This window comes from Pantoea sp. X-Soil-MYKO-1785 (assembly GCF_059730675.1).
The window spans coordinates 1,827,318-1,851,155 of sequence record NZ_AP036000.1 but is presented as its reverse complement, the minus strand read 5'-3'; the positions used below and the strand labels follow the sequence as shown (position 1 = coordinate 1,851,155).

The following is a 23,838-nucleotide window of genomic DNA, read 5'->3' as shown; positions in this document are numbered from 1 at the left end:
GTCACTGGCAATTCCGGGCCAGGCCCTTATGATGCAATGATCCCATCGCATCAAGGAGGCTGGTCATGAAACTGTTTTGCAAAGCGGGTGCCTGTTCTCTCTCACCCCACATTGTCATGCGCGAATGCGGGCTCGACTTCACCCAGGTGAATGTTGATCTGGCAAAAAAAATCACGGAACGGGGTGACGATTATTGGCAAATCAATCCCAAAGGACAGGTACCGGCGCTGCAGCTCAGCGACGGCACGGTACTGACCGAAGGCGTGGCGATTGTGCAGTATCTGGCGGACCTCAAGCCTGACCGCCATCTGCTGGCTCCGGTCGGCAGCCTGACGCGCTATCACACCGTGGAATGGCTGAGCTACATCAGCAGCGAACTGCACAAAAGTTTTACCCCGCTGTTTCGTCCGGATAGCACGGAAGAGGAAAAAAGCCGGGCGCGGACCCTGCTGACGGCTAAGTTCCGCTTTGTGGATGAGGCGCTGCGTGACAAGCAGTGGCTGATGGGGCTGCACTTCAGCGTGGCAGATGCCTATCTGTATGTGGTGACGCGCTGGGCCAGAGCGCTCAGGCTCGATTTATCGGCGTGTACGGCGCTGGAAAGCTGGTTCAGTCGGGTGGCTGCGCGGCCGGCGGTGCAGGCGGCGTTAACCGCGGAAGGCTTGCAGTAACCCTGCAACCCGATGAGGCGGTCAGTCAGCAGGGCCGGTTTTCCGGCCCTGCTCTGTTTTACAGCTTTTCAGCCGCGAAGTGCTGGGTCGGCACGGCAATCGCATCCTGCGCGGCCACCAGTTGCAGTTCATACTCGCCCATCTGATGGGTTTTCAGCATCACTTCATATACCGCCGCCGTTACGTGCTCCAGCGCATCCTGTAAGCTCTTGCCGTGCAGCAGATTCACCAGCAGCAGACCGCTGGTCAGATCGCCGACGCCAACCGGCTGACGGACGCCAAAATCAACCAGCGGACGACTGATGTGCCAGGCATCTTCGGCGGTGACCAGCAGCATCTCAAAGCGATCGCTGCGACGGCCCGCCCGCGCCAGATGTTTCACCAGCACCACTTTCGGTCCCTGAGCAATCAGCGCCCGCGCGGCGTCTACTGCGGCATCAACATCGGTAACGCTGCGCTCGCTCAGCATCTCCAGTTCCAGCAGATTCGGGGCGATGATATCGCTGGCCGGCATCGCCATTTTACAGTGAAACTCCGCCACGCCCGGCGCCACGATACAGCCCTTTTCAGGATGGCCCATCACCGGATCGCAGAAATACCAGGCGTCGGGATTGGCCGCTTTGACCTGGCGGACAATCTCTAAAATCTGTTCGCCCTGTTCCGCCGATCCCAGATAGCCGCTCAGCACCGCATCACAGGTCTTCAGTCGGTCAATGTCGGCAATGCCTTTCACGATATCGGTCAGATGAGTGGCTGGCATCACCGTGCCGGTCCAGTGGCCATATTGGGTATGGTTGGAGAACTGTACGGTATTCAGCGGCCAGACGTTCGCGCCCATGCGGCGCATCGGAAACTCGGCCGCCGCGTTACCGGCATGACCAAAAACAACGTGCGACTGAATCGCTAAAATATTTTTCACTTGTTTGCCCTGTCCTGCCTTGCCATAAAAAAGGGCCGGAAACCGGCCCTGAAATCTTACTGCCAGTTAATCAGGCAGTAATGTTTCTTGCCGCGACGCAGCAGCGTGTAGCGATTAAACAGCTTATCGCTGTCGCTGAAGCGGTACTCCGCGTCCGACTGCTTCTCACCGTTGAGTGAGACGGCGTTTGAGCCGATCATGGTGCGAGCCTGACCGCGTGACGGCACCAGCTCCGCTTTCACCAGCGCCTGCTGCAGATCGTCCTCAGCGCTCAGGGTGATGGTCGGCATGCCATCCTGCGCCAGCTGTTCGAAATCGGCTTCGGTCATTTCGCTGATCGAACCGGAGAACAGGCTGGCGGTAATCCGTTTGGCGGCGGCCAGGCCTTCCTCGCCGTGCACCAGACGGGTGACCTGCTCGGCCAGCACATACTGCGCACGTGGCGCGGTACCGCTGTTTTTATCCTCTTCTTCCAGCGCATTGATCTCTTCAATGCTCATGAAGGTGAAGAACTTCAGGAACCGATACACATCGGCATCCGCGGTGTTGATCCAGAACTGGTAGAACTTATAAGGACTGGTTTTCTTCGCATCCAGCCAGACCGCGCCGCCTTCGGTTTTACCGAATTTAGTGCCGTCAGACTTGGTGATCAGCGGAACCGTCAGGCCAAACACCTGGTTCTGATGCAGACGACGGGTCAGATCGATACCGGAGGTGATGTTGCCCCACTGATCGGAGCCGCCAATCTGCAGCGAGACGCCGTAACGCTCATTGAGACAGGCGAAGTCGTAGCCCTGCAGCAGATTATAAGAAAACTCGGTGAAGGAGATGCCCTGATCGTCACGGTTCAGACGCTGCTTCACCGCTTCTTTATTGATCATCTGGTTCACTGAGAAATGCTTACCAATATCACGCAGGAAGGTCAGCACATTCATGCTGCCAAACCAGTCATAGTTATTGGCGGCGATGGCGCTGTTGCTGCCGCAATCGAAATCAAGGAAGGGTGCCACCTGCTGGCGGATCTTTTCGACCCATTCATTGACGGTTTCGCTGGTATTGAGTTTACGCTCTGCTGCTTTAAAGCTGGGGTCGCCAATCAGGCCGGTAGCACCGCCAACCAGCGCGACCGGCTTGTGTCCGGCATCCTGAAAACGCTTCAGGCAGAGCAGCGGTACCAGATGGCCCAAATGCAAGCTGTCAGCAGTGGGATCAAAGCCGCAATAGAGCGAAATTGGCCCCTGCGCCAGTTTCTCTGTTAACGCGTCTTCATCCGTCACCTGGGCGATCAGGCCCCTCTCTTGCAATTGTTGTATCAGGTTACTGCTGGTCATCACTGACTCCAAATTGATCAGACTGCACCTATGCTGGTACACAGCTTTCCGCTGAGTTGCGGAATCGAAAAAAATGAGGGCTATAGCATAAAGCGCTGACGACTTCTGTGCCAGCGCTGAAAGGTGGGAATCTTACCGATTCAGGGTGCCAGTCGGTCGATTTTCCAGCCGTCGTGATCGCGCTGATAGAGGAAACGATCGTGCAGGCGATGTTCACCTCCCTGCCAGAACTCCAGGGTATGAAATTTTACCCGGTAGCCGCCCCAGAAACTGGGCAGCGGGATCTCGCCCTGCTGGAACTTCTGCTTAAGCTCAAGGAACTTGCCTTCCAGTATGCCGCGCGCAGAGATGCGACTCGACTGCTTCGACACCCAGGCCCCAATCTGGCTGTCACGCGGACGGCTGTGAAAGTACTTCAGCACCTCCAGCGGCGACAGCTTTTCGACCTCACCCAACACCAGCACCTGACGCTCCAGAAAGTGCCACGGAAAATGCAGCGAAATACGCGGATTGTGCGCCAGCTGCAGCGCCTTACGGCTGCCGAGGTTGGTATAAAACACCATGCCCTGCGCGTCGAAATGCTTCAGCAGGACGATGCGTTGCCACGGCTGCCCCTGTTCATCCACCGTCGCCACGGTCATCGCCGTCGGATCGGGCAGCTTCGCTTCGCAGGCCTGGCTCAGCCACTGTTCAAACAGCGCGATAGGATCGTCCGGCAGATCCTTACGGCGCAGCCCGCCGCGGGTATATTCACGTCGCAGATGGGCAATAGTGTGTAGCGTATCGCTGTCGCTCATAATGTTCGCTCATTCAGGTAAACAGTCAGCTGGCGGGTTGCAGCTCACAATCATTGACGACAATTTTATCGTTACGTTCGATAAACGCGCCGTTTTCTTTGGACCAGAAGACGTAGTTGCCGTCGCTGTAGCGGACGCCCGAGGCGGATATCGTCTGTTTCAGCGTCAGCGGCTGGCCATCCATAATAAAGCTGACCTGCTGCTGTGCGTCATCAAGGGTGACGGTCAGCGGTAACGTACCACAGCGATAGTGCAGGGTCTGGGGTGCCGGTGGCTGTTTATCCATCAGGCTACAGCCCGACAGCAGCAGCACAGCGGCCACGGTTAATCCTTTCAACATAAGCGGGTCTCCTTTACGAGTGAAGCTGGCATTATAAGAAGGATTTGACGTGAAGTAAGTGGGAATCCACGCCAATCTGGCCAACAGTTGACCCTGAGGGGCTTTATTGCGGTTTATCAGCCGGTTGTCTGAATGCACGCGCGGCTTAATCAGGCTACGCTCTATAGATCTGAAGCGAGGGAGACAAAAATGAAATTTGATAACGAAGATGCGTTCAAACTGGCGGTAGCGTTTATGAACCACAAAGAGAACGCCACCATAGCCAGTAGCTACTTTAAAACCTTTATCGACACCTACCAGAAATTCGATCGCTGGCTGAGCGCCTCCGATCCGATCAATGCGATGAAAGCTGAGAAAGCGGCCGCCAAAGCCGGGGAAGACTCGCTTCTCTGATCGGCTCACACTGCCGATCGGCTCAGTGGATCGGCACGGTTAATCCGTCCTGTCCGACCCGGTCACGGCTCACTCTGCCGGGTCAACAATCTCCGCGATCAGGCTGGCATCCTGATGATGAATATTCCCTACCGCCTGGCTCACCGGGTGCCAGGCAAACGCCTGCTCCGGTAATGCCGCCTGCTTTGCAATCTCAACTGCCCGCTCTGCCGTGGTCTTCGGGCTTAGCCACTCAGCCACAGCGTCGGCCGCCAGCACCAGCGGCCGCCGATCGTGAATATCGACCATCCCTTTATCGCTGGCGGCAGTCACAATCACAAATCCCTCTTTACCGTGCTCACGGTCATAAGGCGCTTTGCCGATGGCGGCGAAGAACAGCGGTTGCTTCTGACGATGATAGATAAACCACGGCTGCTTCTGTTTGCCCTGCTTTTGCCATTCGTACCAGCCGTCTGCCGGCACAATAGCGCGACCGTGCGCCCACAATGGTTTAAACATCCGCCCCTGCGCCGCGGTTTCACTGCGCGCATTGATCAGCGGTGCCTTGTGCCACCAGTCGGGACCGTAACTCCACAACACCGGATCAAGATGCAGCCGGTTGTCGCGCTGGTTCAGCAACAGCACCCGGGTGCCGGGCGCAACGTTGTAGCGGCCGATCGGTTGCGGGTCGTAAATAATTTCATCTGCCAGAATACCCAGCGCATCGAAATAGTCATTCCGGCTGCTGTACTGCGCAAATCGTCCACACATAAGCACCTCCTCGCTTAAGCATAGCTGATGCGGGTATCACAACATCGGCGACGGCAGCATGATTAACTTTACTGGTCTGACCTTTTCACTGCGGGTTATTTGCCTGCGATTTAACCGGCCGGACAAATATCCTGCCCGACCCCTTTCATTGGCAATAAATGCTATATCCGGCGCGCAGGTGGATGATTATTCCCCTGCACGCGCCTTTCTGGTGAAAAAATAGCCAACGAAACGCGACAGGGCCAGCAAAATTTATAAAGGCGTCTATGCTGTATACGTCTGGATTTACTTCAAGGAGATGAAAAAATGAAAATGAAATCCCTCTCGGCTGTCGCTTTGGTGGCCCTTTGCTTAGGCACCCTGGCGGGTTGCGCATCTAATCAATCGATTAAGACTACCGATGGCCGCACTATTGTAACCGACGGCAAGCCACAAATTGATGATGATACCGGTCTGGTGTCATATCGCGATGCTCAGACCGGCAAAACCGAGCAAATCAATCGCAACGAAATTAGTAACATGAGTGAACTCGACAACTAATTATAAGGTGAATACGATGAAAAAAGCGCTGATTTTACCTCTTGCTGCATTGATTGGTATGACCGTATTAACCGGTTGCACCCGTACCAGCTATGCCATTCATACCAATGATGGACGCACCATTATTAGTGATGGCAAACCTTCTGAGTCAGATGCCGGCCTGCTGGCGTATAAAGATGCCAACGGCGTTAAGCAGCAAATTAATAAAGCTGACGTTAAAGCGGTCTCTGAAGTACCCAATAAATAATCAATAGTATTGCGATATAAAGCCGCCGCCTGGCGGCTTTATTTTTGCCTTTTTTCAGCTGGCCGCTTAATCGTTCCCTGCCCTGTCACGCTGATCACCGCCGCTATTCATCTGTACCAGGCTGCCCGGTGCGAGTACCGCGCTTTATTCCGCCCCTTCGCTTATCTGAATTTCAGGCACATGCGGATTTTGTTACCGGTATTATGCGTACATCCACTTTGCGTCAAAAACAGTGCAGCGCCGCGTTTTAACCAGATATCAGTAATTTAACGGTAGCCATAAAAGTTCATTTTATTTGCTGATGATTTTAATAGCGCCAGCCCTGGTTTATTCCACTTTCGTTTAAGCTGCTTTTTACTAAAATAATTACTGCATTACTTACATTTTCACTCAGGAGGTTACCCATGGTATTTCACGATAAATCAGCCGGTCATATGATTCTTGGTGAAGCCGCCATTAACCTGGCGTTTGAACAACAGGATATTACGCTGGTCGCACTGATTCGACAGCTGGGTGAGATGGCTGAAAATGAGCGTAACGACGATCGCGTGGCGCAAATTGCTGATGCGCGTAGCTGGCTGAAAAGCTTTATTAATGCCTCTACCCGCGATCGGGCTGAGCTGAACTGGCTGGTGGTGACCGGACAGGAACCGGTTGAACTGAAAAACTATCGCTAATCCTTCCTCTCCGGCTGACGTTCCTGCCGAGGGCACCTTCTCTGGTGCCCGTATCGCCTGACTTTTGACACCGTATCAACCTGCGTCAGAGGCGCTAACTGAAAAGCTAACCCTCTGCTCTGCGGCGTATTGGCCATCGGCAGACTGGCCTGTCAGAGCTGACTGTGGCGTTATTCACTGGTTTATTTCGTCAGGGGCTCGCCGTTTTCGGTGACGCTCTGCTGCGACGGATGCTTTGTCGCATGGGTTTCGAACCCGCCACGGGCGGCAAATACAGAACAGCCGATAGCGGCCACCAGGGTCAGTAAGATTGAGGTTTTCACGAAACAGGCCTTAATTTTTTACGCAGGAGAATGGAGCAGAAAAGCCTGGCACACAATAAGCGGTTCGGAAAGGCCGCCGCCGCATTTCTCTGCCTGAAAAGCGGTAGGCTAATGGAGTTTACGTGCCAGAATGCGAATCGCTTTCCGGCAGGATAAGCGGGTATTACGATCGGGTGAACGGACGCGCAAACTGTGCAGCGCGTTGATGATTTCATGAACGCTCAGCACTTCATCGGGCCTGATCAGGCGTGAGACCACTTTTCCTATCAGGGCGCGGATTTCATCATTAATCGTCAGGTCTTCGTCTGTCACTGCACACTCCCGGACGTCTGGCTGGCGGCGATGGTCCTGCCGCAGGTTATGATATTTGACACTGCGTTTTCCTTGTTCGCTGTTGGTGACCTCTGTCAGTTTTATCAACAACTTTAGGAAGCGATCGCCTCCTAATCAGGTAAATGTTAACCCAGCACTTTTAACGCCAGGGCAAGGGTCTGTTGTTCGTTTACCACATCGCTGACTTTGCCCGCTACCCGCATCCCATAGGCAATGCAGAGGATCAGTCCGGCAGCCGACTCAACGTCCAGCGTGGCGGAGACCGAGCCATCCTGCTGTCCCTGCTCCAGCAGCGAGACCAGGAAACACTGATTACGCGCCACCACCTGATTGATGCGTAACGCCAGCGCCTCATCCAGCGTCTGCAATTCAATCGCGCTGGCGACCACCAGACAGCCACGTCGCCCTTCAACGGCACGCGCGGAGTCGAGATAGAACTGCAGCAGTTCGGTGATCTTTGCCCGGCCGCTGGTACAGGGCAGCAGCCGGCGGCGCAGCTCGGCATTACGCAGCAGCAGATAACGTTCAAACACCTGCAAAAACAGGGAGCGTTTATCTTTAAACGCCTTATAGATGCTGCCTGCAGAGAGCTTCATCGCCTCGCCCAGATCGCTCAGTGATGCCGCGTGATACCCTTTTTGCCGAAAAACAATCATGGCGCGGTCCAGAGCCTGTTCAATATCAAACTCTCTCGGGCGGCCCCGCTCTTTGTTTTTATGCACTGTGGCTATCGTGATCATCATTACCGGCCAGGGGGAAAGGTGCTCCCGTAAAAATCAACAGGGGATTGTAGCCCAGTCGCTGATAATAAGTATACCGCGCAGAGGATTTATCCTCGGGCCGGAGATCGGCTGGCCGAAAATTTAACCTGCTGAATGGTTAATGATACTACTCAATTTATGCTTTTTAGTGCCGATTTATTTTCTCGCTATCAGAACAATCCCGATGCTTATTGATTCGGCAGTAATGCCGACCCGGCTTGACGTTCGGCCTTTTGCTGGCGACGTTTCTCGCTATTTATTTTGATCAGCCACAGCATAAACTGTTTAATAAGCAGGCTGGCATGGTTTTCATTATCCGCATAACAGATAAATAGCTGGGATTTTATATTATTACTTTCATCGACTGCATAAATTTCATATTCATCTTCGCGACGGTTTTTTACCATCGCGGTGAAATGTATGGCAGGCCATTGATTAATTCTGGTTTCAAATTGTCTAAAGTTCATCACATTCACCTAAATATTTTATCAATATACCCAAACAGCTAACAACTGGTCGGGCCAGGTAAAGGATAACGGCCAAATAATTTCAGTTCGTGATAAAAAAAGCTTTTAACCAGAAATCATCATGCGACAACGCAAGTAAAAATAGCAGGCTCTTACTTCACTTTCGCGACCGGTAAATCGGTCAGACGGGTAGTATAGGCGGGCGACAGCATATCGCGCTTCATCGCCCACTCTTTGTGAATGCCCTGACCGGCAAACCACAGCTTTCCACCGCCGCTCTGGTTGATGCGGTCAACCAGCTGCATCAGTACCTCGCTGTCAGCTCGCGGTGGCACCTCATCGAACAGATTAAGCTGGGCAACGCCCTGACTGAAAAAATCACCCAGCAGGATACCGGCTTTCATATAGCGGTGGCCCTCTACCCAGATATTATCCAGGCACGCCATGGCGACGCGGATAATGTCACGCGTGTCGTGAGTCGGCGTCAGCAGCTGACCGGTGGACTGATTGCCATAGAACGTTTCGTTGGCCGCATGCGGACTGGTACGCACAAATACGCCAACCTGACGGCAATACTGCTTTTCCCGCCGCAGTTTTTCTGCCGCCCGTTCAGCGTAGGCGCAGATGGCTTGTCGCATCTGCTGGTAATCTGAAATGCGGCTGCCAAACGATCGCGAACACATGATCTGCTGCTTCACCGGGGCGAACTCTTCCAGTTCCAGACAGGGCTCGCCGCGCAGTTCCCTGACCGTGCGCTCCAGCACCACATTAAAATGTTTACGAATGGACGGGGGGCTTTGGGCGGCCAGATCCTGTGCCGTCTCGATCCCCATTGCATTCAGCCGTTTCGCGATGCGGCGGCCCACGCCCCAGACGTCGGCGACATCAATTAACGCCAGCAGCTTTTTCTGCCGCTCAGGGTCCGACAGGTCGACGATACCGCCGGTTTTGCTCCACTTCTTGGCGGCAAAATTAGCCAGCTTCGCCAGCGTTTTAGTCTGGGCGATGCCGACGCCGACGGTCAGATGCGTCTCTTTCAACACCCGATCCCGGACCTGGCGGCCAAAGGTTTCCAGCACCGTACAGTTACGCACGCCGGTCAGATCCAGAAACGCTTCATCGATCGAATAGATCTCAACCGAAGGGGCCATCTCTTCCAGGATGGTCATCACCCGATGGCTCATATCGGCGTAAAGCGCATAGTTCGAGCTGAAGACCTGCACCCCATGGCGCGTCAGCTCCTCACGCATTTTAAAATAGGGTGCGCCCATTTTGATGCCCACCCGTTTCGCCTCAGCGCTGCGGGCAATGACACAGCCGTCATTATTCGACAGCACCACCACCGGCTTGCCGCGCAGATCGGGTCGGAACACCGTTTCACACGAGGCATAAAAACTGTTCACGTCGACCAGCGCGAACATGATTAATGAGTCGATTTAATGACGAAGGTCACCACACCAAACACCTCAAGCGCATCTTCCGTTTTAATGGCGATTGGCCTGAACTGGGTATTCATCGGCATCAGTTGCAGGCAGGGATGGAGCTGGAGGCGTTTGACCGTGAATTCACCGTCAACGGCGGCGACCACAATATCGCCATGGGCGGCGGTCAGCGAACTGTCGACCACCAGCATGTCACCGTCGTTAATACCCGCGTCGATCATCGATTCGCCGCTCACCCGGACGAAATAGGTGGCGCTGGGCCGCTGAACCATCAGCGCGTTCAAATCAATTCTTTGTTCGACATAGTCCTGCGCCGGAGAGGGAAATCCGCAGGGTACCCGTTCGATGTACAACGGCAACGGCATAACGGCGCGCAGGTCCGCAGGTTTGATGAATTCCATAATGACACTCCTTTTCAGATAACTGTATATAAACACAGTAATATCGAATTACCCTTTTAATCAAGCGCAACGGAAAAGGTTTAAGCGAAGGGGTTGATGACAATGCACTTTTTTTTGTGGCGTTTTTTTGCGCTGGCGTAATATTCAGCAGAAAGTGATCGCTATCACTGCACTACCTGACTGACGCGGAGTGTTGATCGGAAGTGCCGGAATAACCTCGCCGGCTACTGTATTATTCTGACTTAAGGAAAATCTGACAAAGTCTGTTGGCGACCTGCGTTGTTTGAATATCCGGCGCGGCATGGTTATTCTGCGGTGTTTAATCATGGAGGTGTTATGTCAGACGATGCGCGAATCAAACATCTTGAAGAGGAAGTCCGTCAGCTAAAAGTAGAGACCACGGTATTAAAAGAGATCCTCGGTCAGCAAATTGCGCTGAATAATCTCAACTACAAAGGTAAGTTTGATGATGTGCTGGCGGCGCTGGCGAAAGAATATGCCGGACGCGGTCTGGATGAAGGCAATAACCGGGCAATTCATGACACATTGCGGCAGTACATTAAATATGAGCCGCCGTCAGTAGAATAAGCGCTATACCCGGCAGCCGATACGTTGCCGGGCCTCAGCGGCGATCCGGTGCTGGCGCCCGGCCCGACGCCACACCGCATCAGGTGCCAGATTTACACCTCGCTATCGCTTTCCAGCGCATCCTGAATCGCATCCGCCAGATTAGCAATTTCATTGGCTACCGCCTGCAGATCCCACGCCGTTTTGGAACCGGTCGCCGAGGTTGACGCACTGACTGACTCTTTAGCTACCGCCAGCGCAGCTGCCACTGCCACCGTGCGCTTGTGTTGTTCCTGCGTGATGCCAGCAGGCGGAAGCGCGAAATAGTCGTTAATCATGATCATCTCCTTCTGATAAGTAAGCGCTAAACCTTAGCCTTCTGCGTCGCAGGTGTGAAGTGAATTGTGCTGGCTTCACGGTCAGGTGAATAAGATTGCAACCGGTGCGTCGTCTGTTGGTGTCTCGCCACGCCGTTTTACTGCCCAAACCTGTACAGGTTTTCGTAAAAAATCACCTGACCGGACAGCGTTTAGCGGAGATATCGTTTCAGCGGATTTGATGGATAAAGAGCCTGAAACGCAAACATAAATATTTAAATTGCTGTATTTAATGGGGTTTTATAATAAAAAACCTTAAATTTTTTAAACATGCAAATATAATACACCACCGACCAGTAAAATTTTATCGAATTTCGTTGTACAAGTTTGTCGTTTTTGTATAACTTTGCGCCGTGATGTTAAGTCACTTGTAACGAAAGGTGCCTTGCACCGCATCTGAAGGTGTCGTGGATTTCCACCTTCAGATGCTCTTTTTTTGCGTCGTCCCCTGACCGGACCTGAAATGGCGCATTTACCCCCCCTTTTTGATGAGGCCTGATATGCAAACGACAATCAATACAGAGTCTCAGATTTCTGAATACTTCATGAACTCTGGCACTCCGGTTACCAGCGAGAAAGAAGTTATTGCAGCCGTCCATGCTGAACTCGCGCATTACAAAACCCATGTTTCCGACAAAGACCTCGTTCTGGGCCTGATTCATCGCCTGGAGAGCGAGCGTGACGTGGTTAAACAGGATATTTATCGTCAGGCACTGGAACACGTTCTGCAAAATGCGTCGTCGACCAGTAACAGCTGACATCCTGTGTCTGTTGTGAGGGATCACTGATTAGCACGGATGCTTTTCTTTCCGAAAATTTGCCCCGCCTGCGGGGCTTTTTTACGCCCTTTTTCCCGGTGTTCAGCGTCGTCATTCTGCTGTAATCAGCCCTCATCGGCGGGCCAGCCGCTTATCCATTTTTCGCGTTTTTTTGCCGCTTATCGCCCCTTACTTGCCAGCTAATTGCTCTCGTTACGCTTTCTTTTTTCGCTATCCCTGTCCAGGCTTTTTCCTGCATCGAGTGCAAACACTGACGAGGAAAAAATCATGTTTCATCATTCATCAAAACTCCAGTTCCCGGTTCGCGTCGAGAAACCAGATCCAGAATTCGCCATGCTGTTACAGCAAGCCATTGGTGGCGTAGAGGGTGAAATCCGTGTGGCGATGCAATACTTTTTCCAGGCAATGGGCGCGCGTGGCGATGCCCGGATTCGGGATCTGCTGATCTCCACCGCAACCGAAGAACTCAGCCATATCGAAATGCTGGGCTATGCAGTGGCACTCAACCTTGAGGGCGCACCGCTCTCCTATCAGGAAGCCTCAGCCAAAGATCCGGTGGTTAACGCCATTCTGGGCGGTATGAACCCGCGCCATATTCTCTCATCCGGGCTGTCAGCGATGCCGGTGAACGCCAACGGTATGCCGTTCGACATGAGCCATATCTATGCTTCCGGCAACGTGGCGGCCGATATGCTGGCTAACGTCACGGCTGAAGCCACCGGCCGCGTGCTGGCGACCCGGCTGTACAATATGACGGAAGATAAAGGGATGAAGGACTTCCTGTCGTTCCTTATCGCCCGTGACACCATGCATCAGCAGCAGTGGCTGGCGGTGATTGAAGAGATGGGCGGCCTGAATGCTTCGCTGCCGATTCCGAACAGCTTCCCGCAGGAGCATGAAGCGCAGGAGCACTCTTACTACTGCCTGAACACCTCGCTGGATAAACCGCTGCCGGAAGGCCGCTGGAGCAACGGCCCGGCCTATGACGGTCACGGTCAGTTCAGCGCGAAACAGCAGCCGGAGATCCTCGGTGATGAGCCGCTGCTCGGTAACGCTCGTCCAGGCTCAGGCGCGCAGCAGGAGCAGATTAACGGCGTTGCGTCACCGAAACCTTAATTGACGCCAGCGTGTCAGTCAGGGCCGCCATTCCCGCGGCCCTGATTGGTTGTTTTACGCTAACGGATTTTTATGGAGGAATATTCATGTCATCAACTCAACGCCCGCAACCCCCTTTCGCCGAACAGCAACAAACGCCGCCGGGTAAAACCGCGGCCATGCAGCCACAGCCCGATCATGGTGAACAAAGTTATCAGGGTTCAGGCCGGCTGGCGGGCAAAAAAGCCATTATTACCGGCGGCGATTCCGGCATCGGCCGGGCGGTCGCCATCGCGTTTGCCCGCGAAGGGGCCGATGTCCTGATCTCTTACCTTGATGAACATGAAGATGCGCAGGATACCGCCCGGCTGGTCGAAGCTGCAGGCCAGAAAGCGATTCTGGTGCCAGGCGATATTACTGAGGCAGCACACTGTTCCGCCATTGTTGAGAAAGCGGTAGAGGCATTTGGTGAGATCAACATTCTGGTGAACAATGCGGCTTATCAGATGACACGTGAATCGCTGGATGAAATCAGCGATGACGAGTTTGACCGGACGATGAAAACCAATCTTTACGCCCTGTTCCGCATCACCAAAGCGGCGGTGCCGCATATGCCGGCGGGCGGCTCGATCATTAATACCGCCTCGATCAACGCCGACCAGCCGAAACCGAAGCTGCTGCCCTACTCTGCGACCAAAGCGGCTATCGTCAACTTTTCCGGTAGCCTCGCCGCGATGCTGGCGGAAAAAGGCATCCGCGCCAACGCGGTCGCACCAGGTCCGATCTGGACACCGCTGATCCCGTCGACCATGCCGGTTGAGCAGGTGAAAAATTTTGGCAGCGAAGTGCCGTTGCAGCGTGCCGGTCAGCCGGCTGAACTGGCCCCGACCTATGTGATGCTGGCCAGCGATGAGGCCAGCTATATTTCAGGCGCTAACATTGCCGTCACCGGCGGCGTGGCGATTATCTGAGGACGCTTCCCCTTGCTGCATCGGCAGCAAGGGGAACGCTGTCGGCTGTTACGCCATCCGCTGTTGCTGTTTCGCCCACTGATAGAGCTGTTCCCGCGCCAGATTCTTCATTTTCACTTCGCACATGATGTCGAAATCCTGAAACGACAGAGCCCAGTCATTGAGCGTGTCATTGAAGTAGTAATCGGAGTGCGCCCGCAGTTTGCTTTTCGACACGCCGAGCTGTTGCTGATCCGGCCAGCCCTGCGGCGGAATCATCCCCTCCTGTGAAATCGAATAATGCAGCACCGGCCGGACGCCGCGCCATGAGGCGATTATCGCAGCAATCCGCGCATCGTCAGGCTGGATAAACTGATTCTCTTTCACCCAGTGATGATGAATATCCAGCACCACCGGGCAGAGCGCGGCGGCCTGCAATACGTCATCCAGCGAACAGGATATTTCATCATTCTCTACCGTCAGCATCCGGCGCGCTTCCTCGCTCAGCTGACCAAACGAACGTTTAAAACCGTCGAATCCCGCCTTGCCGTTCATATGAATATTGATTTTAAAATCCTGGAAGCGTTGGCCGTAGCCCATCAGGCAGGCGCAGAGGGTGTGATATTCGACATCCTCCAGCGCGCGGCTCACCACATCCGGATTATCTGACGCCAGCACCGTATATTGCCCCGGATGGAAGGAGAGCCGGATCTGATGCGCGCGTGCCAGTTCACCGCAGCGGGCGAACAGCGGATGAAGCTCGGGTAAAAACGCGGCAAACAGCGACGTGGCCTCCGGAACGGTATAAAGCGGCAGCAGATCGCTGCCAATGCGCATCATCCTTAACGGCTCCGGTAAGGTCGCCAGCTGCTCCAGCGTCAGGTAGAGCTGGTTAAGGTTGGTAACGGATATCTCATAAATCAGTTGATTACGTTGATCGTGCGGTAAACTCAGAAACCGTTTACGCGTGGTGGCGCGGAACGGGAAAAACTGTTTGCCATCGTGGTTGAGATACTTACATGCAAAGCCTAATTTCATGTCTGCTCCTGATTTATGCTTATCAGAAGTGTAACAGGCCTCAGTCACTCAGCCAGTGGGCAGAGATTGACCAACCCGGTAACAAGGAGATTCGCTATGCAGGGTGCTGATATCCAGCGCATCGCTATTGAGGCGGCCGAGCGGCTGCCTGCCGCCGAGTCCAGCTATCCGTTTGGACCGGCACATCAGGTGTATAAAGTGTGCGGTAAAGTGTTTCTACTGCTGACCGTGCTGCGGGGGGTGCCGATCATCACCCTGAAATGCCAGCCGCAGCAGGCGGAATTGCATCGCGCCATCTATCCCTCTATTACCGCCGGTTACCATATGAATAAGCAGCACTGGATCACCGTCTACCCGGGCGACGCACTGTCCGAAGGGTTGATCCAGCAACTGGTCGGCGATTCGTACCAGCAGGTAGTGAAGGGAATACCGGCCTCGCGCCGGCCAGCATGGGTTGGTTAACAGCAACACAATTAACGTCATTAATCAACAGATTAGCGAGGCGACAGCCGCCTCGATTTTGCCGTTTTGCTGGCATAATCCAGCCGGCAAACTAAACTTAATGCTGTGACTAGCTAGTCCTTCTTATCTAAGGAACCTGATACGAGGCCTATCTATGACACAACAGAAATACCGCGGTGGCGCAGGCAACTTTGCCAATGACCCGGACCGTGCCAGTGAAGCTGGAAGTGCCGGTGGCAAAGCCAGCGGAGGCAATTTCAAGAACGATCCTGAAAGAGCCAGGGAAGCTGGACGCAAGGGCGGTAAAGTCAGTCGGCGCACCTCTAAGTAGATCTGAGTGAAGCGCTTTAGGATTTTGTACGCCACGGATTGGCGATTTATCTGCATAAACCGGCGGCGTTTGTCGCCTGAGAACCCGCCGTCGCGGGCGGGTGTGTCACAAGCCGAAGCGAACCCTTAGTGATGCAACATCTCATCCACCACCTGCGCATTCATCATCTGCCAGGGATAGTAGGTCGGCCAGTTATCCATCTCTGCCAGTAAGTCTTGCTGCGAGCGGTTACCCATAAATATATGGAAGTGGGCTGATTTGCGCGGTGCGATGGTGTGATCGCTGAACTGCACATATTTCGGCGCGTCGCTGTTCGCCTCCTGACATTCAAACAGGTAGCGCACCCCTTTCCTGCCCGAGGTGTAGGTCAGGATGCGGTGTCCGGCATAATGGTAGCGGCAGGCGCTGACCCGATCGCCGCTATGAAACTCCATCACGCCGTTTTCGATGCCGATGGTGTCGACATTGGTCGCGTAGCCTTTGCGGTAATAGTCTTTAACCTGCTGCGCCGTTTTGCTGCCATCCTGCTGCGCTTTTTTCTGCCATACCGGGTCCAGCTCGCCACTTTCCAGTAGCGGATAGACCGACTGCCACAGGCCATCCCAGTCCGACAGCGGGCGATCTTTAACATCCACATCGGCAAAGTCCCCTTCCGCCGCTTTCTGTTCCATAGCTGACAACGGTTTGCCGTGCGCATGATCGCCATGCGCCGCCACCTGATTGCTGATCAACAGCGCGCCCAGCGCCATCGCCCACTTACCTGTATGATTTGCCAACGTCGCGATCCTCAATAGAAGTTACAAAGTGAAATGTTATGATATAACATTTCCAACTTCAATCAGGAAATGCACGCCGGCGGCAATTAAACCGACGCGTAGGCCGGATCGTCGTTACAGAACAGCGCCAGCTTATTGCCTGCCGGATCGCGCAGGTAAGCCACGTAAAAATTCGGGTTGTAGCGTTCACGAATGCCTGGCGCGCCCTCATCTGTGCCCCCTGCCCGCAGGCCCGCCGCGTAAAGCTCGTCAACCCTTTGCCGCGTTGGCGCGCGGAATCCGGCCATGTTGCCGTTACCGGGCTGCGCTTCTGCTCCATCCCACGGCTTCGCAATGAAAACGGCACCGGGTCCGTTTTGCCGATCGGGCACCTCCGGCAGTGAGAAGATCAGCTGTTCGCCATCGGGCTCAGCCAGATAACCGAGCGGCAGCAGAACGGCCCGATAAAAGTGACCGGACAGCGCCACGTCATTTGCACCAATAAACAGATAGCTGAGCATACAGACCTCCGGGTAATTGCTGTTGGCCGGCAATAAGCGAAACGACAGGCTGCCGCACCGGGTGAAGGTTCTATTTTAGTCCGCCAAAAAGAAACCCGGTGAGGTCAGTTAACGTCGCGGTTTACCCCCAGCATTGGTCAGGTTGTTCTATATTTAGTGTCGTCGAAAGTAAAATAACCGCTGGAGCATGGATTAATGTCGAAAGAAACAGAGAAGAAAGAACTGAGCCACCGCGCCCCCACTACCGGACCGGAGTCGTCAGAGCCAGGACTCGGTTCGCTGGCACCTCAGGATGGATCACATCAGCCGCCAGCCGAACCGACGCCTCCTGGCAAACAACCGACCGCGCCAGGTAGCCTGAAAGCCCCGCAGACCCATAACGCTAAACTCGACCAGCTCAACGCCAGCCGTAAAAACGGCACCAACAGCCCGCTCACCACCAACCAGGGAACCCGTATTGCGAACGATCAGAATTCGCTGCGTGCCGGTTCGCGTGGTCCAACGCTGCTGGAAGACTTTATTATGCGTGAGAAGATCACGCATTTTGACCATGAACGTATCCCGGAGCGCATCGTGCATGCGCGCGGCTCCGCGGCGCACGGCTATTTTCAGCCTTACCGCTCGTTAAAAGATCTGACTAAAGCGCAGTTCCTCGGCGATCCGGATCAGGTAACGCCGGTTTTCGTGCGTTTTTCCACGGTACAGGGCGGCGCCGGTTCCGCTGATACGGTGCGTGATATTCGCGGCTTCGCCACCAAGTTTTACACCGAAGAGGGCGTCTTCGATCTGGTCGGCAACAACACGCCGGTGTTCTTTATCCAGGATGCGCATAAATTCCCGGATTTCGTGCACGCGGTGAAGCCTGAACCGCACAATGAAATCCCGCAGGGCCAGAGCGCCCATGACACCTTCTGGGATTACGTTTCGCTCCAGCCGGAAACCATGCACAACGTCATCTGGGCGATGTCTGACCGCGGCATTCCGCGCAGCTATCGCACCATGGAAGGGTTTGGTATCCATACCTTCCGCCTGATTAATGCTGAAGGCAAAGCGACCTTTGTCCGCTTCCACTGGAAGCCGGTGGCGGGCAAAGCCTCACTGCTGTGGGATGAGTCGCAGAAACTGACCGGCCGCGATCCCGACTTCCATCGTCGCGACCTGTGGGAAGCGATTGAAGCGGGTGACTTCCCGGAATATGAACTGGGCCTGCAGCTGATCCCGGAAGAGGATGAGTTCAAATTCGATTTCGATATTCTCGACGCCACCAAGCTGATCCCGGAAGAGCTGGTACCGGTCGAAATCGTGGGTAAGATGGTGCTTAACCGCAACCCGGATAACTTCTTCGCCGAAACCGAGCAGGTCGCGTTCCACCCAGGCCACATCGTGCCGGGCCTCGACTTCTCCAACGATCCGCTGCTGCAGGGCCGTCTGTTCTCCTATACCGATACCCAGATCAGCCGGCTCGGTGGACCGAACTTCCATGAGATCCCGATCAACCGTCCAACCTGCCCGTACCATAACTTCCAGCGTCAGGGGATGCACCGTCAGGATATCGACACTAACCCGGCCAACTACGAGCCGAACTCGATCAACGATAACTGGCCGCGTGAAACCCCGCCAGCCGCTGAAGGTGGCGGTTTTGAAAGCTACCAGGAGCGCGTTGAGGGCCATAAAGTGCGCGAGCGCAGCCCATCATTCGGTGAGTATTATGCTCAGCCGCGCCTGTTCTGGATGAGCCAGACGCCGGTAGAACAGCAGCATATTATCGGCGCTTACTCGTTCGAGCTGAGTAAAGTGGCGCGGCCTTATATCCGTGAGCGGGTGGTTGATCATCTGGCACGCATCGATCTCGAGCTGGCAAAAGGCGTGGCGGATAATCTCGGTATCGCCCTGACCGCCGATCAGCTGAATATCCAGCCACCAAAAGCGGTCAACGGCCTGACCAAAGATGACAGCCTGAGTCTCTATGCCATCCCGGATGGCGAGATCAAAGGCCGTCAGGTGGCGTTACTGGTTAGCGATGGCGTGAAGGCGGCAGACGTGCTGTCGATTTTGCAGGAACTTAAAGCGGTCGGTGTTCACACCAAACTGCTGGCCTCACACATGGGCCAGGTGCGTGCCGATGATGGTTCAGTGCTGCCGATTGATGCCACCTTCGCCGGTCTGCCGTCACTGACCTTTGACGCCGTGATGGTGCCGGATGGCAACATCGATGCCCTGCTGCTGAGCGGTGATGCGCGTTACTTCCTGCTGGAAGCCTACAAGCATCTGAAAGTGATTGGTCTGTCTGGCGACGCACGTCGCTTCAAGGCGCAGTTCGGTCTGGGCGAAACCGAACCGGAAGAAGGCCTTGTTGAGGGTGACAAAGCAGAAAACGCCCTGATGACCGACTTCATCCAGGCGATGAAAGCACACCGCGTCTGGTCACGCAGCCAGAAAGCGCTGTCAGTACCGGCCTGACGATCGCGGCGCGCTATTGCGCGTCAGATCTGCAATAAAAAACCGCCTCCCGGGGCGGTTTTTTACTGCTCTATCCGGTCGGCAAGCGGCGCTGCTGCAGCCAGAGATGCGCCGATCATTGCGTCTTTTTGACCCAGTTTTCACGGAACAGCAAGCTGACGACACCGAATATTCCGCCGGTCAGGAAGCCGTATTCGAGATCGGCGGCATCCTTACGGATATCCTGCAGCCTGATCAACGCCCTTTCCGCATCAGGCGCGATAATTTCCTCAAACTGTTTCTGGTAGCCATCAGCCTTAAGCCGATCGACTGACGCGCTGTCCTTCCGGTCGACAGCTACCCGCTGACGGCCTTTCCTGAAAAAGCAAAATTCGGGCATGCTGAGTTCCTTTGCAGTCACGATTTGAAGCTTCAACATAACCGCAATCAGACGCTGCGCTCAGCGGAAAATCAGGCCTGGGCAGCCCGGCAAAGCGACAGTGATCAGACGCCGGCTTATCCGGGGCTGGCCGTAGCCTGCCTCTATTCTGTTATCGGCGGCAACGGGTCGTCATGAGAAATGCACTAAACCAGAGTGAGGAAAGCAGGCGTTTGCGTCGGCGACATTGATTCAGGCTCAGGGACAACGGATGTGACACGCAGAGGGTTGCCTTGCACCGGAGCGGGTAGAATGGGTGTCGCCTGGCGACGGTGGTGGCTATTCTCATTTTCGGTGTCATTAGTCAGGACGGCTAATGAGGTAATGAATTGCCAGCGTTAAAGGTTGGAACAATGCTACCGATACTGATTCAGTAACTGATTAGAACGCGTAAAAACAGCCAGGAAGGGACGATGGCACGAAGAAAAGAGCTTAAAGGAATTGCCCATTCTCTGAATGGCAGCTTTGTCAGTCGAAACAACGATTATCAGGGTTTTTGGTCGATAGGCCGGTTAAAACGCTTTGCTATTGAGCGGGGGCTTAAATCAGTGACGTTTACCTTTCCTGTGCCTGCAAGCGGTGAAGATTTTGATCTGATAAATGATATAGGGCGCCGTTATACGGTAATGCTGGCAGACCTTATACTGAAACAGCAACTACCTGACTCATGGGTTAAAAATGCCAGCATTGTGATCGACTTTTATACCCACGATGACGCTGCTCAGTCAGCTGAGTGTCATACATCAGGTGATCCTTTCAAATGCCTTTGCCAGATAACTGACGATGGTGGTTATGAATACTCGTCCATCATTTATGGCCGGTGTCTGCCCCACTCGCCGGAGCGAGAGTTACGATCAAACCGTTACCTCTGCTGATAATCTCTCAAAAGCCTGAATAACAATCTGAGCGGGTACCCGGCGGGAAATCTGGCTGAAACAGGACGCCGCGTCAGACGCTAAAGTTAAGCGAATATGCCGGAACAGTGTAAGGGTTACTCACTGATAAATAAAGGAATATAAGTGTGAAAAGCATTACTTATTTCAAAGGTAATTTCAGGAAATGGTTTACTGCCGCAGTGGTATACATTCTGTTAGGTAGCTGGTGCTGGTATATGTTTTGGGCATCCAGCATTTCACACAATACAGTGTTAAAAAAATCGGTTCCTGAATGGAAAACCTATATTTTATCTGGCCTGTTTATGGGCATCGTTATTCTGGCACTGGCTTGCCGCAGGGGCACGTTTAATAAAAACGTAAAGTCTCTGTTTAATGCATTCAGTGGCGGTTTTATTCTGGGCTTTGTGTTGTCCTTAAATTGTTATGATGTCTCTGTTTATCTCTTCCCGGACAAAGTTATAGGCTATGAATCGGAATATGAAGTTGTCTTCCCCGGCCCGTCAAGAGGCAAGTACGGGCATTGTGAAGCGGGTCTCTGGCTAAAGGACCCGAACACCAGCAGATGGAAGCAGCTTTGTATCAATAAAGAGTATCTGCACAGCCACCGTAAGCAAGGAATGACGGGAGTATGGGTAACCGCTCGTGTGAATAATATTGGCTCTTACATCGTGAGATATGAATTTATCTACCGGTAGATAAAGCGACTGAAGTGATTGGCTGTAGTGATTGGCCAACGTTATTCGCCAACGTATCGGTCGCTATCAAACACCTTCCCGATTGAGCTCAAATGCAGCGAGCCCAACCGGATTATCACGCGCTGGCCGTCAGCATTTTCCTGACTAACGGCCAGCCACTCAGAAGGCCTGCCAGTTAGCGTTATCCGCCTGCGCGCTGACCGCAGCAGGACGCAGCTGACTCACTACCGGCTGGGCCGGTGCTGCGGAAAACGCCGCCTGCAGGCTGCCGGTTTTAAATACCGACACCGTTTTACGCAGATAGCTGGCCTGCTCTTCCAGCGAAGCCGCCGCGCTGGCCGACTCTTCTACCAGGGCGGCGTTCTGCTGCGTTACGCCATCCATTTCAGAAACCGCAATGCAGACCTGTTCAATGCCGCGCGTCTGCTCGACCGACGATGAGGCGATCTCTTCGATCAACTGGGTTACCCGACTGACCGACGTGACGATACTGTCCATCGCCTTACCGGCTTCAGAGGCATGGCCGGCCCCGGTTCTGATCCGCTCGGCGGAGCGATCGATCAGGCCGCGGATTTCCTGAGCGGCACTGGCGCTGCGGCCTGCCAGCGAACGCACCTCGCCCGCGACCACCGCAAATCCACGTCCCTGCTCACCGGCACGCGCCGCTTCTACCGCGGCGTTGAGCGCCAGAATGTTGGTCTGGAAGGCGATGCTGTCGATAATGGCAATGATGCCAGCGATTTGCCCGGAGCTTTCGCTGATCTGCTCCATATTGGCGATGACCCGGGCCACCGTTTCGCCGCCCTGGGTGGCGGTGGCTGACGCCTGTTTCGATACGGCCGTTGCCTGCTGCGCATTGTCGGCATTGAGCTTCACGGTTGAGGTCAGCTGCTCCATGCTGGCCGCCGTTTGTTCCAGTGCCGCGGCCTGCTGTTCGGTGCGTGAGGAGAGATCGGTACTGCCGGCTGAAATTTCGGCAGCGCCGGTAAAGATAGAACGGGTGGCGTCATCAACCGAGGTGATGGTAACCACCAGCGCATCGCGCATCTGTTGCAGTTCGGTAATCAGCAGCCCCATCTCATTACGGCCTTCATGCTGAATGTCTGAGGTCAGATCGCCGGCAGAAATCGCGCGGATATAGCCGGTCAGTCGGCTAAGCGGCCCGATAAGCCGTTTTTGTAACCCGACCCAGACTGCGAAAATGATCACCACGGTCACCAGGCCAAGCACCAGCAAGGTCCAGAGCGCATCGGTCAGGCTGCGCTGGTTCTGCTCAGAGGTGTTTTTCATCAGCTGAATGTTGACCGCGCGCCAGGCTTCATAAGCGCTGTCGAGCCGATCCTGCGCCGCCTGCGCTTCCAGATTGCCGTAGCCCTGATAGTTGCGCTGTTTCAGGAAGGTCACCGAGGCCAGCATGGTGTCGTGCATTTGCTGATAGGCAGCCCGCACCTCGCCAGCCTGCGCTTCATCCTGCCCCGCTTTGCGCGGCAACGCCTGCCAGGCGCGGAATTCGACATCGGCAGCGGCGGCTGACTGCTCAGCCTTATCCAGCAGCGACGCCATCGCAGCCAGTGAAGCCGGGTCCTGCTGATTTTTGAGGAAGCGGATCGCCACCCGGTTGATGGTGACGCGGGTTTTAATCAGGGTTTTCACCGCATCGCTCAGGTGCTGCTGCTGCAGGGTTAACTGCTCCGCCGCAACGAAGTTCTGATCGGCTTTGGCGACGGAGTTGTACAACATAAAGCCGGTCAGGCTCAGCAGTGCGGTAAAGATAAAAAGTACGGCGAGAATACTGTGGGTTATTTTGAGGTTTTTAAGCATTTCAGCAGACTCATGTCAGAGGAGATAATGCTGTTATCGGCCAGCCTGGACTTTATCTGAGTGCCGGCAGGCGATGAGCTCGCGATAAGATAAATAACCGGGCAAATGGGCCTAATGCTGGTCAGTTAAGATTAGATTTGTAAAAGGCTGTCACGGTCAAACGTGGCAGCTTTTTTCCCGGGCGAGCGAGCCGCAGTGCGGGCCAGCGCACCTCTGCTGCTGCCGGGCCGTCCTCGCGCCGCTCGCGCGGTACCTTCGGCTTTGACGTCGTGCCGACGAAC

31 protein-coding genes are annotated in these 23,838 nt (G+C 54.5%); 14 read left to right on the top strand and 17 right to left on the bottom strand.

The features are described 5' to 3' along the window. Positions 1-65: 65 nt before the first annotated feature. Complete coding sequence (gstA, locus tag AC6I8D_RS08660; protein WP_497819950.1) at positions 66-671, top strand: glutathione transferase GstA; 606 nt, start codon at positions 66-68, stop codon at positions 669-671. A gap of 58 nt (positions 672-729) precedes the next feature. On the opposite strand, the gene pdxY is transcribed toward gstA, so the two are convergent. The 4 genes from pdxY to AC6I8D_RS08640 all read right to left on the bottom strand — a co-directional run bounded on the left by pdxY (position 730) and on the right by AC6I8D_RS08640 (position 4,058). Then, positions 730-1,590 carry a pyridoxal kinase PdxY gene (pdxY, locus tag AC6I8D_RS08655; protein WP_497819949.1) on the bottom strand — a complete coding sequence of 287 codons (861 nt, stop codon included), beginning with the start codon at positions 1,588-1,590 and terminating at the stop codon, positions 730-732. A gap of 56 nt (positions 1,591-1,646) precedes the next feature. After that, positions 1,647-2,921, bottom strand: coding sequence for a tyrosine--tRNA ligase (gene tyrS / locus AC6I8D_RS08650; RefSeq protein ID WP_312056961.1), 1,275 nt, complete (start codon positions 2,919-2,921; stop codon positions 1,647-1,649). Between the two features lie 140 nt (positions 2,922-3,061). Then, positions 3,062-3,718: a pyridoxamine 5'-phosphate oxidase gene (gene pdxH, locus AC6I8D_RS08645; protein ID WP_312056963.1), complete on the bottom strand. Its 657-nt coding sequence runs from the start codon at positions 3,716-3,718 to the stop codon at positions 3,062-3,064. A gap of 25 nt (positions 3,719-3,743) precedes the next feature. Next, a complete protein-coding gene (locus tag AC6I8D_RS08640; RefSeq protein WP_497819948.1) occupies positions 3,744-4,058 on the bottom strand; it encodes an MliC family protein in 315 nt (104 codons plus the stop codon). A 189-nt stretch (positions 4,059-4,247) separates the two neighbouring features. On the opposite strand from AC6I8D_RS08640, the gene AC6I8D_RS08635 reads away from it, so the two are divergent. Next, entirely contained in the window at positions 4,248-4,451 is a 204-nt protein-coding gene (locus tag AC6I8D_RS08635) for a hypothetical protein (RefSeq protein ID WP_031377361.1), read from the top strand. A gap of 69 nt (positions 4,452-4,520) precedes the next feature. On the opposite strand, the gene AC6I8D_RS08630 is transcribed toward AC6I8D_RS08635, so the two are convergent. Beyond that, positions 4,521-5,201 carry an SOS response-associated peptidase family protein gene (locus AC6I8D_RS08630; protein WP_497819947.1) on the bottom strand — a complete coding sequence of 227 codons (681 nt, stop codon included), beginning with the start codon at positions 5,199-5,201 and terminating at the stop codon, positions 4,521-4,523. A gap of 306 nt (positions 5,202-5,507) precedes the next feature. On the opposite strand from AC6I8D_RS08630, the gene AC6I8D_RS08625 reads away from it, so the two are divergent. The 3 genes from AC6I8D_RS08625 to AC6I8D_RS08615 all read left to right on the top strand — a co-directional run bounded on the left by AC6I8D_RS08625 (position 5,508) and on the right by AC6I8D_RS08615 (position 6,665). Continuing rightward, positions 5,508-5,741: a YgdI/YgdR family lipoprotein gene (locus AC6I8D_RS08625; protein ID WP_031377363.1), complete on the top strand. Its 234-nt coding sequence runs from the start codon at positions 5,508-5,510 to the stop codon at positions 5,739-5,741. A gap of 16 nt (positions 5,742-5,757) precedes the next feature. Then, a complete protein-coding gene (locus AC6I8D_RS08620; protein WP_031377364.1) occupies positions 5,758-5,988 on the top strand; it encodes a YgdI/YgdR family lipoprotein in 231 nt (76 codons plus the stop codon). A 404-nt stretch (positions 5,989-6,392) separates the two neighbouring features. Further along, entirely contained in the window at positions 6,393-6,665 is a 273-nt protein-coding gene (locus AC6I8D_RS08615) for a hypothetical protein (protein ID WP_312056969.1), read from the top strand. A gap of 182 nt (positions 6,666-6,847) precedes the next feature. On the opposite strand, the gene AC6I8D_RS08610 is transcribed toward AC6I8D_RS08615, so the two are convergent. The 6 genes from AC6I8D_RS08610 to umuD form a co-directional block, all read right to left on the bottom strand. Further along, positions 6,848-6,988, bottom strand: a complete 141-nt coding sequence (locus tag AC6I8D_RS08610; RefSeq protein WP_312056971.1) for a hypothetical protein — start codon at positions 6,986-6,988, stop codon at positions 6,848-6,850. 108 nt (positions 6,989-7,096) lie between these two features. Continuing rightward, a complete protein-coding gene (locus AC6I8D_RS08605; RefSeq protein ID WP_312056973.1) occupies positions 7,097-7,300 on the bottom strand; it encodes a hypothetical protein in 204 nt (67 codons plus the stop codon). 146 nt (positions 7,301-7,446) lie between these two features. Next, positions 7,447-7,977: a TetR/AcrR family transcriptional regulator gene (locus tag AC6I8D_RS08600; protein ID WP_409456010.1), complete on the bottom strand. Its 531-nt coding sequence runs from the start codon at positions 7,975-7,977 to the stop codon at positions 7,447-7,449. A gap of 293 nt (positions 7,978-8,270) precedes the next feature. Further along, on the bottom strand, positions 8,271-8,549 hold the full coding sequence (locus AC6I8D_RS08595) for a hypothetical protein (RefSeq protein WP_312056974.1): 279 nt from the start codon (positions 8,547-8,549) through the stop codon (positions 8,271-8,273). Positions 8,550-8,701: 152 nt separating this feature from the next. After that, positions 8,702-9,970 (bottom strand): translesion error-prone DNA polymerase V subunit UmuC, encoded by a 1,269-nt coding sequence (gene umuC, locus AC6I8D_RS08590; protein WP_312056975.1) that lies wholly within the window; start codon positions 9,968-9,970, stop codon positions 8,702-8,704. A 2-nt stretch (positions 9,971-9,972) separates the two neighbouring features. After that, complete coding sequence (umuD, locus tag AC6I8D_RS08585; RefSeq protein ID WP_312056976.1) at positions 9,973-10,392, bottom strand: translesion error-prone DNA polymerase V autoproteolytic subunit; 420 nt, start codon at positions 10,390-10,392, stop codon at positions 9,973-9,975. Between the two features lie 336 nt (positions 10,393-10,728). Here umuD and AC6I8D_RS08580 point away from each other — a divergent pair, with 336 nt between their 5' ends. Next, positions 10,729-10,980 carry a hypothetical protein gene (locus AC6I8D_RS08580; protein ID WP_312056977.1) on the top strand — a complete coding sequence of 84 codons (252 nt, stop codon included), beginning with the start codon at positions 10,729-10,731 and terminating at the stop codon, positions 10,978-10,980. 92 nt (positions 10,981-11,072) lie between these two features. Here the strand turns inward: AC6I8D_RS08580 and AC6I8D_RS08575 are convergent, their stop codons facing one another. Beyond that, positions 11,073-11,297 carry a hypothetical protein gene (locus AC6I8D_RS08575; protein ID WP_031377372.1) on the bottom strand — a complete coding sequence of 75 codons (225 nt, stop codon included), beginning with the start codon at positions 11,295-11,297 and terminating at the stop codon, positions 11,073-11,075. Positions 11,298-11,836: 539 nt separating this feature from the next. Between AC6I8D_RS08575 and AC6I8D_RS08570 the strand changes: the two genes are divergently transcribed. From AC6I8D_RS08570 to AC6I8D_RS08560, 3 genes are all read left to right on the top strand, one after another. Beyond that, positions 11,837-12,094, top strand: a complete 258-nt coding sequence (locus AC6I8D_RS08570; protein ID WP_312056979.1) for a biofilm development regulator YmgB/AriR family protein — start codon at positions 11,837-11,839, stop codon at positions 12,092-12,094. Positions 12,095-12,382: 288 nt separating this feature from the next. Beyond that, a complete protein-coding gene (locus tag AC6I8D_RS08565; protein ID WP_312056980.1) occupies positions 12,383-13,231 on the top strand; it encodes a manganese catalase family protein in 849 nt (282 codons plus the stop codon). A gap of 86 nt (positions 13,232-13,317) precedes the next feature. Then, entirely contained in the window at positions 13,318-14,181 is an 864-nt protein-coding gene (locus AC6I8D_RS08560) for a glucose 1-dehydrogenase (RefSeq protein WP_312056981.1), read from the top strand. A 48-nt stretch (positions 14,182-14,229) separates the two neighbouring features. On the opposite strand, the gene AC6I8D_RS08555 is transcribed toward AC6I8D_RS08560, so the two are convergent. Continuing rightward, the gene (locus AC6I8D_RS08555) at positions 14,230-15,198 is read right to left on the bottom strand and encodes an apurinic/apyrimidinic endonuclease family protein (RefSeq protein ID WP_497819946.1); all 969 of its coding nucleotides are present in this window, start codon (positions 15,196-15,198) and stop codon (positions 14,230-14,232) included. A 96-nt stretch (positions 15,199-15,294) separates the two neighbouring features. On the opposite strand from AC6I8D_RS08555, the gene AC6I8D_RS08550 reads away from it, so the two are divergent. Both AC6I8D_RS08550 and AC6I8D_RS08545 read left to right on the top strand, forming a co-directional pair. Continuing rightward, entirely contained in the window at positions 15,295-15,660 is a 366-nt protein-coding gene (locus tag AC6I8D_RS08550; protein WP_497819945.1) for an MmcQ/YjbR family DNA-binding protein, read from the top strand. Positions 15,661-15,814: 154 nt separating this feature from the next. After that, on the top strand, positions 15,815-15,991 hold the full coding sequence (locus AC6I8D_RS08545; protein ID WP_031377378.1) for a con-10 family general stress protein: 177 nt from the start codon (positions 15,815-15,817) through the stop codon (positions 15,989-15,991). Positions 15,992-16,116: 125 nt separating this feature from the next. Here AC6I8D_RS08545 and zinT read toward each other — a convergent pair whose 3' ends face one another. After that, on the bottom strand, positions 16,117-16,767 hold the full coding sequence (gene zinT / locus AC6I8D_RS08540; RefSeq protein ID WP_497819944.1) for a metal-binding protein ZinT: 651 nt from the start codon (positions 16,765-16,767) through the stop codon (positions 16,117-16,119). An 86-nt stretch (positions 16,768-16,853) separates the two neighbouring features. Continuing rightward, the gene (locus tag AC6I8D_RS08535; RefSeq protein WP_312056987.1) at positions 16,854-17,267 is read right to left on the bottom strand and encodes a VOC family protein; all 414 of its coding nucleotides are present in this window, start codon (positions 17,265-17,267) and stop codon (positions 16,854-16,856) included. Between the two features lie 195 nt (positions 17,268-17,462). Here AC6I8D_RS08535 and katE point away from each other — a divergent pair, with 195 nt between their 5' ends. Beyond that, complete coding sequence (gene katE, locus AC6I8D_RS08530) at positions 17,463-19,727, top strand: catalase HPII (RefSeq protein WP_312056989.1); 2,265 nt, start codon at positions 17,463-17,465, stop codon at positions 19,725-19,727. 115 nt (positions 19,728-19,842) lie between these two features. On the opposite strand, the gene AC6I8D_RS08525 is transcribed toward katE, so the two are convergent. Next, the gene (locus AC6I8D_RS08525; RefSeq protein ID WP_497819943.1) at positions 19,843-20,106 is read right to left on the bottom strand and encodes a hypothetical protein; all 264 of its coding nucleotides are present in this window, start codon (positions 20,104-20,106) and stop codon (positions 19,843-19,845) included. A gap of 452 nt (positions 20,107-20,558) precedes the next feature. Here AC6I8D_RS08525 and AC6I8D_RS08520 point away from each other — a divergent pair, with 452 nt between their 5' ends. Next, positions 20,559-21,020 carry a hypothetical protein gene (locus AC6I8D_RS08520; protein WP_312056991.1) on the top strand — a complete coding sequence of 154 codons (462 nt, stop codon included), beginning with the start codon at positions 20,559-20,561 and terminating at the stop codon, positions 21,018-21,020. A 146-nt stretch (positions 21,021-21,166) separates the two neighbouring features. Further along, a complete protein-coding gene (locus AC6I8D_RS08515) occupies positions 21,167-21,736 on the top strand; it encodes a hypothetical protein (RefSeq protein WP_409519737.1) in 570 nt (189 codons plus the stop codon). A gap of 159 nt (positions 21,737-21,895) precedes the next feature. Here the strand turns inward: AC6I8D_RS08515 and AC6I8D_RS08510 are convergent, their stop codons facing one another. Next, the gene (locus tag AC6I8D_RS08510; RefSeq protein WP_497819942.1) at positions 21,896-23,557 is read right to left on the bottom strand and encodes a methyl-accepting chemotaxis protein; all 1,662 of its coding nucleotides are present in this window, start codon (positions 23,555-23,557) and stop codon (positions 21,896-21,898) included. Positions 23,558-23,838: the final 281 nt, after the last annotated feature.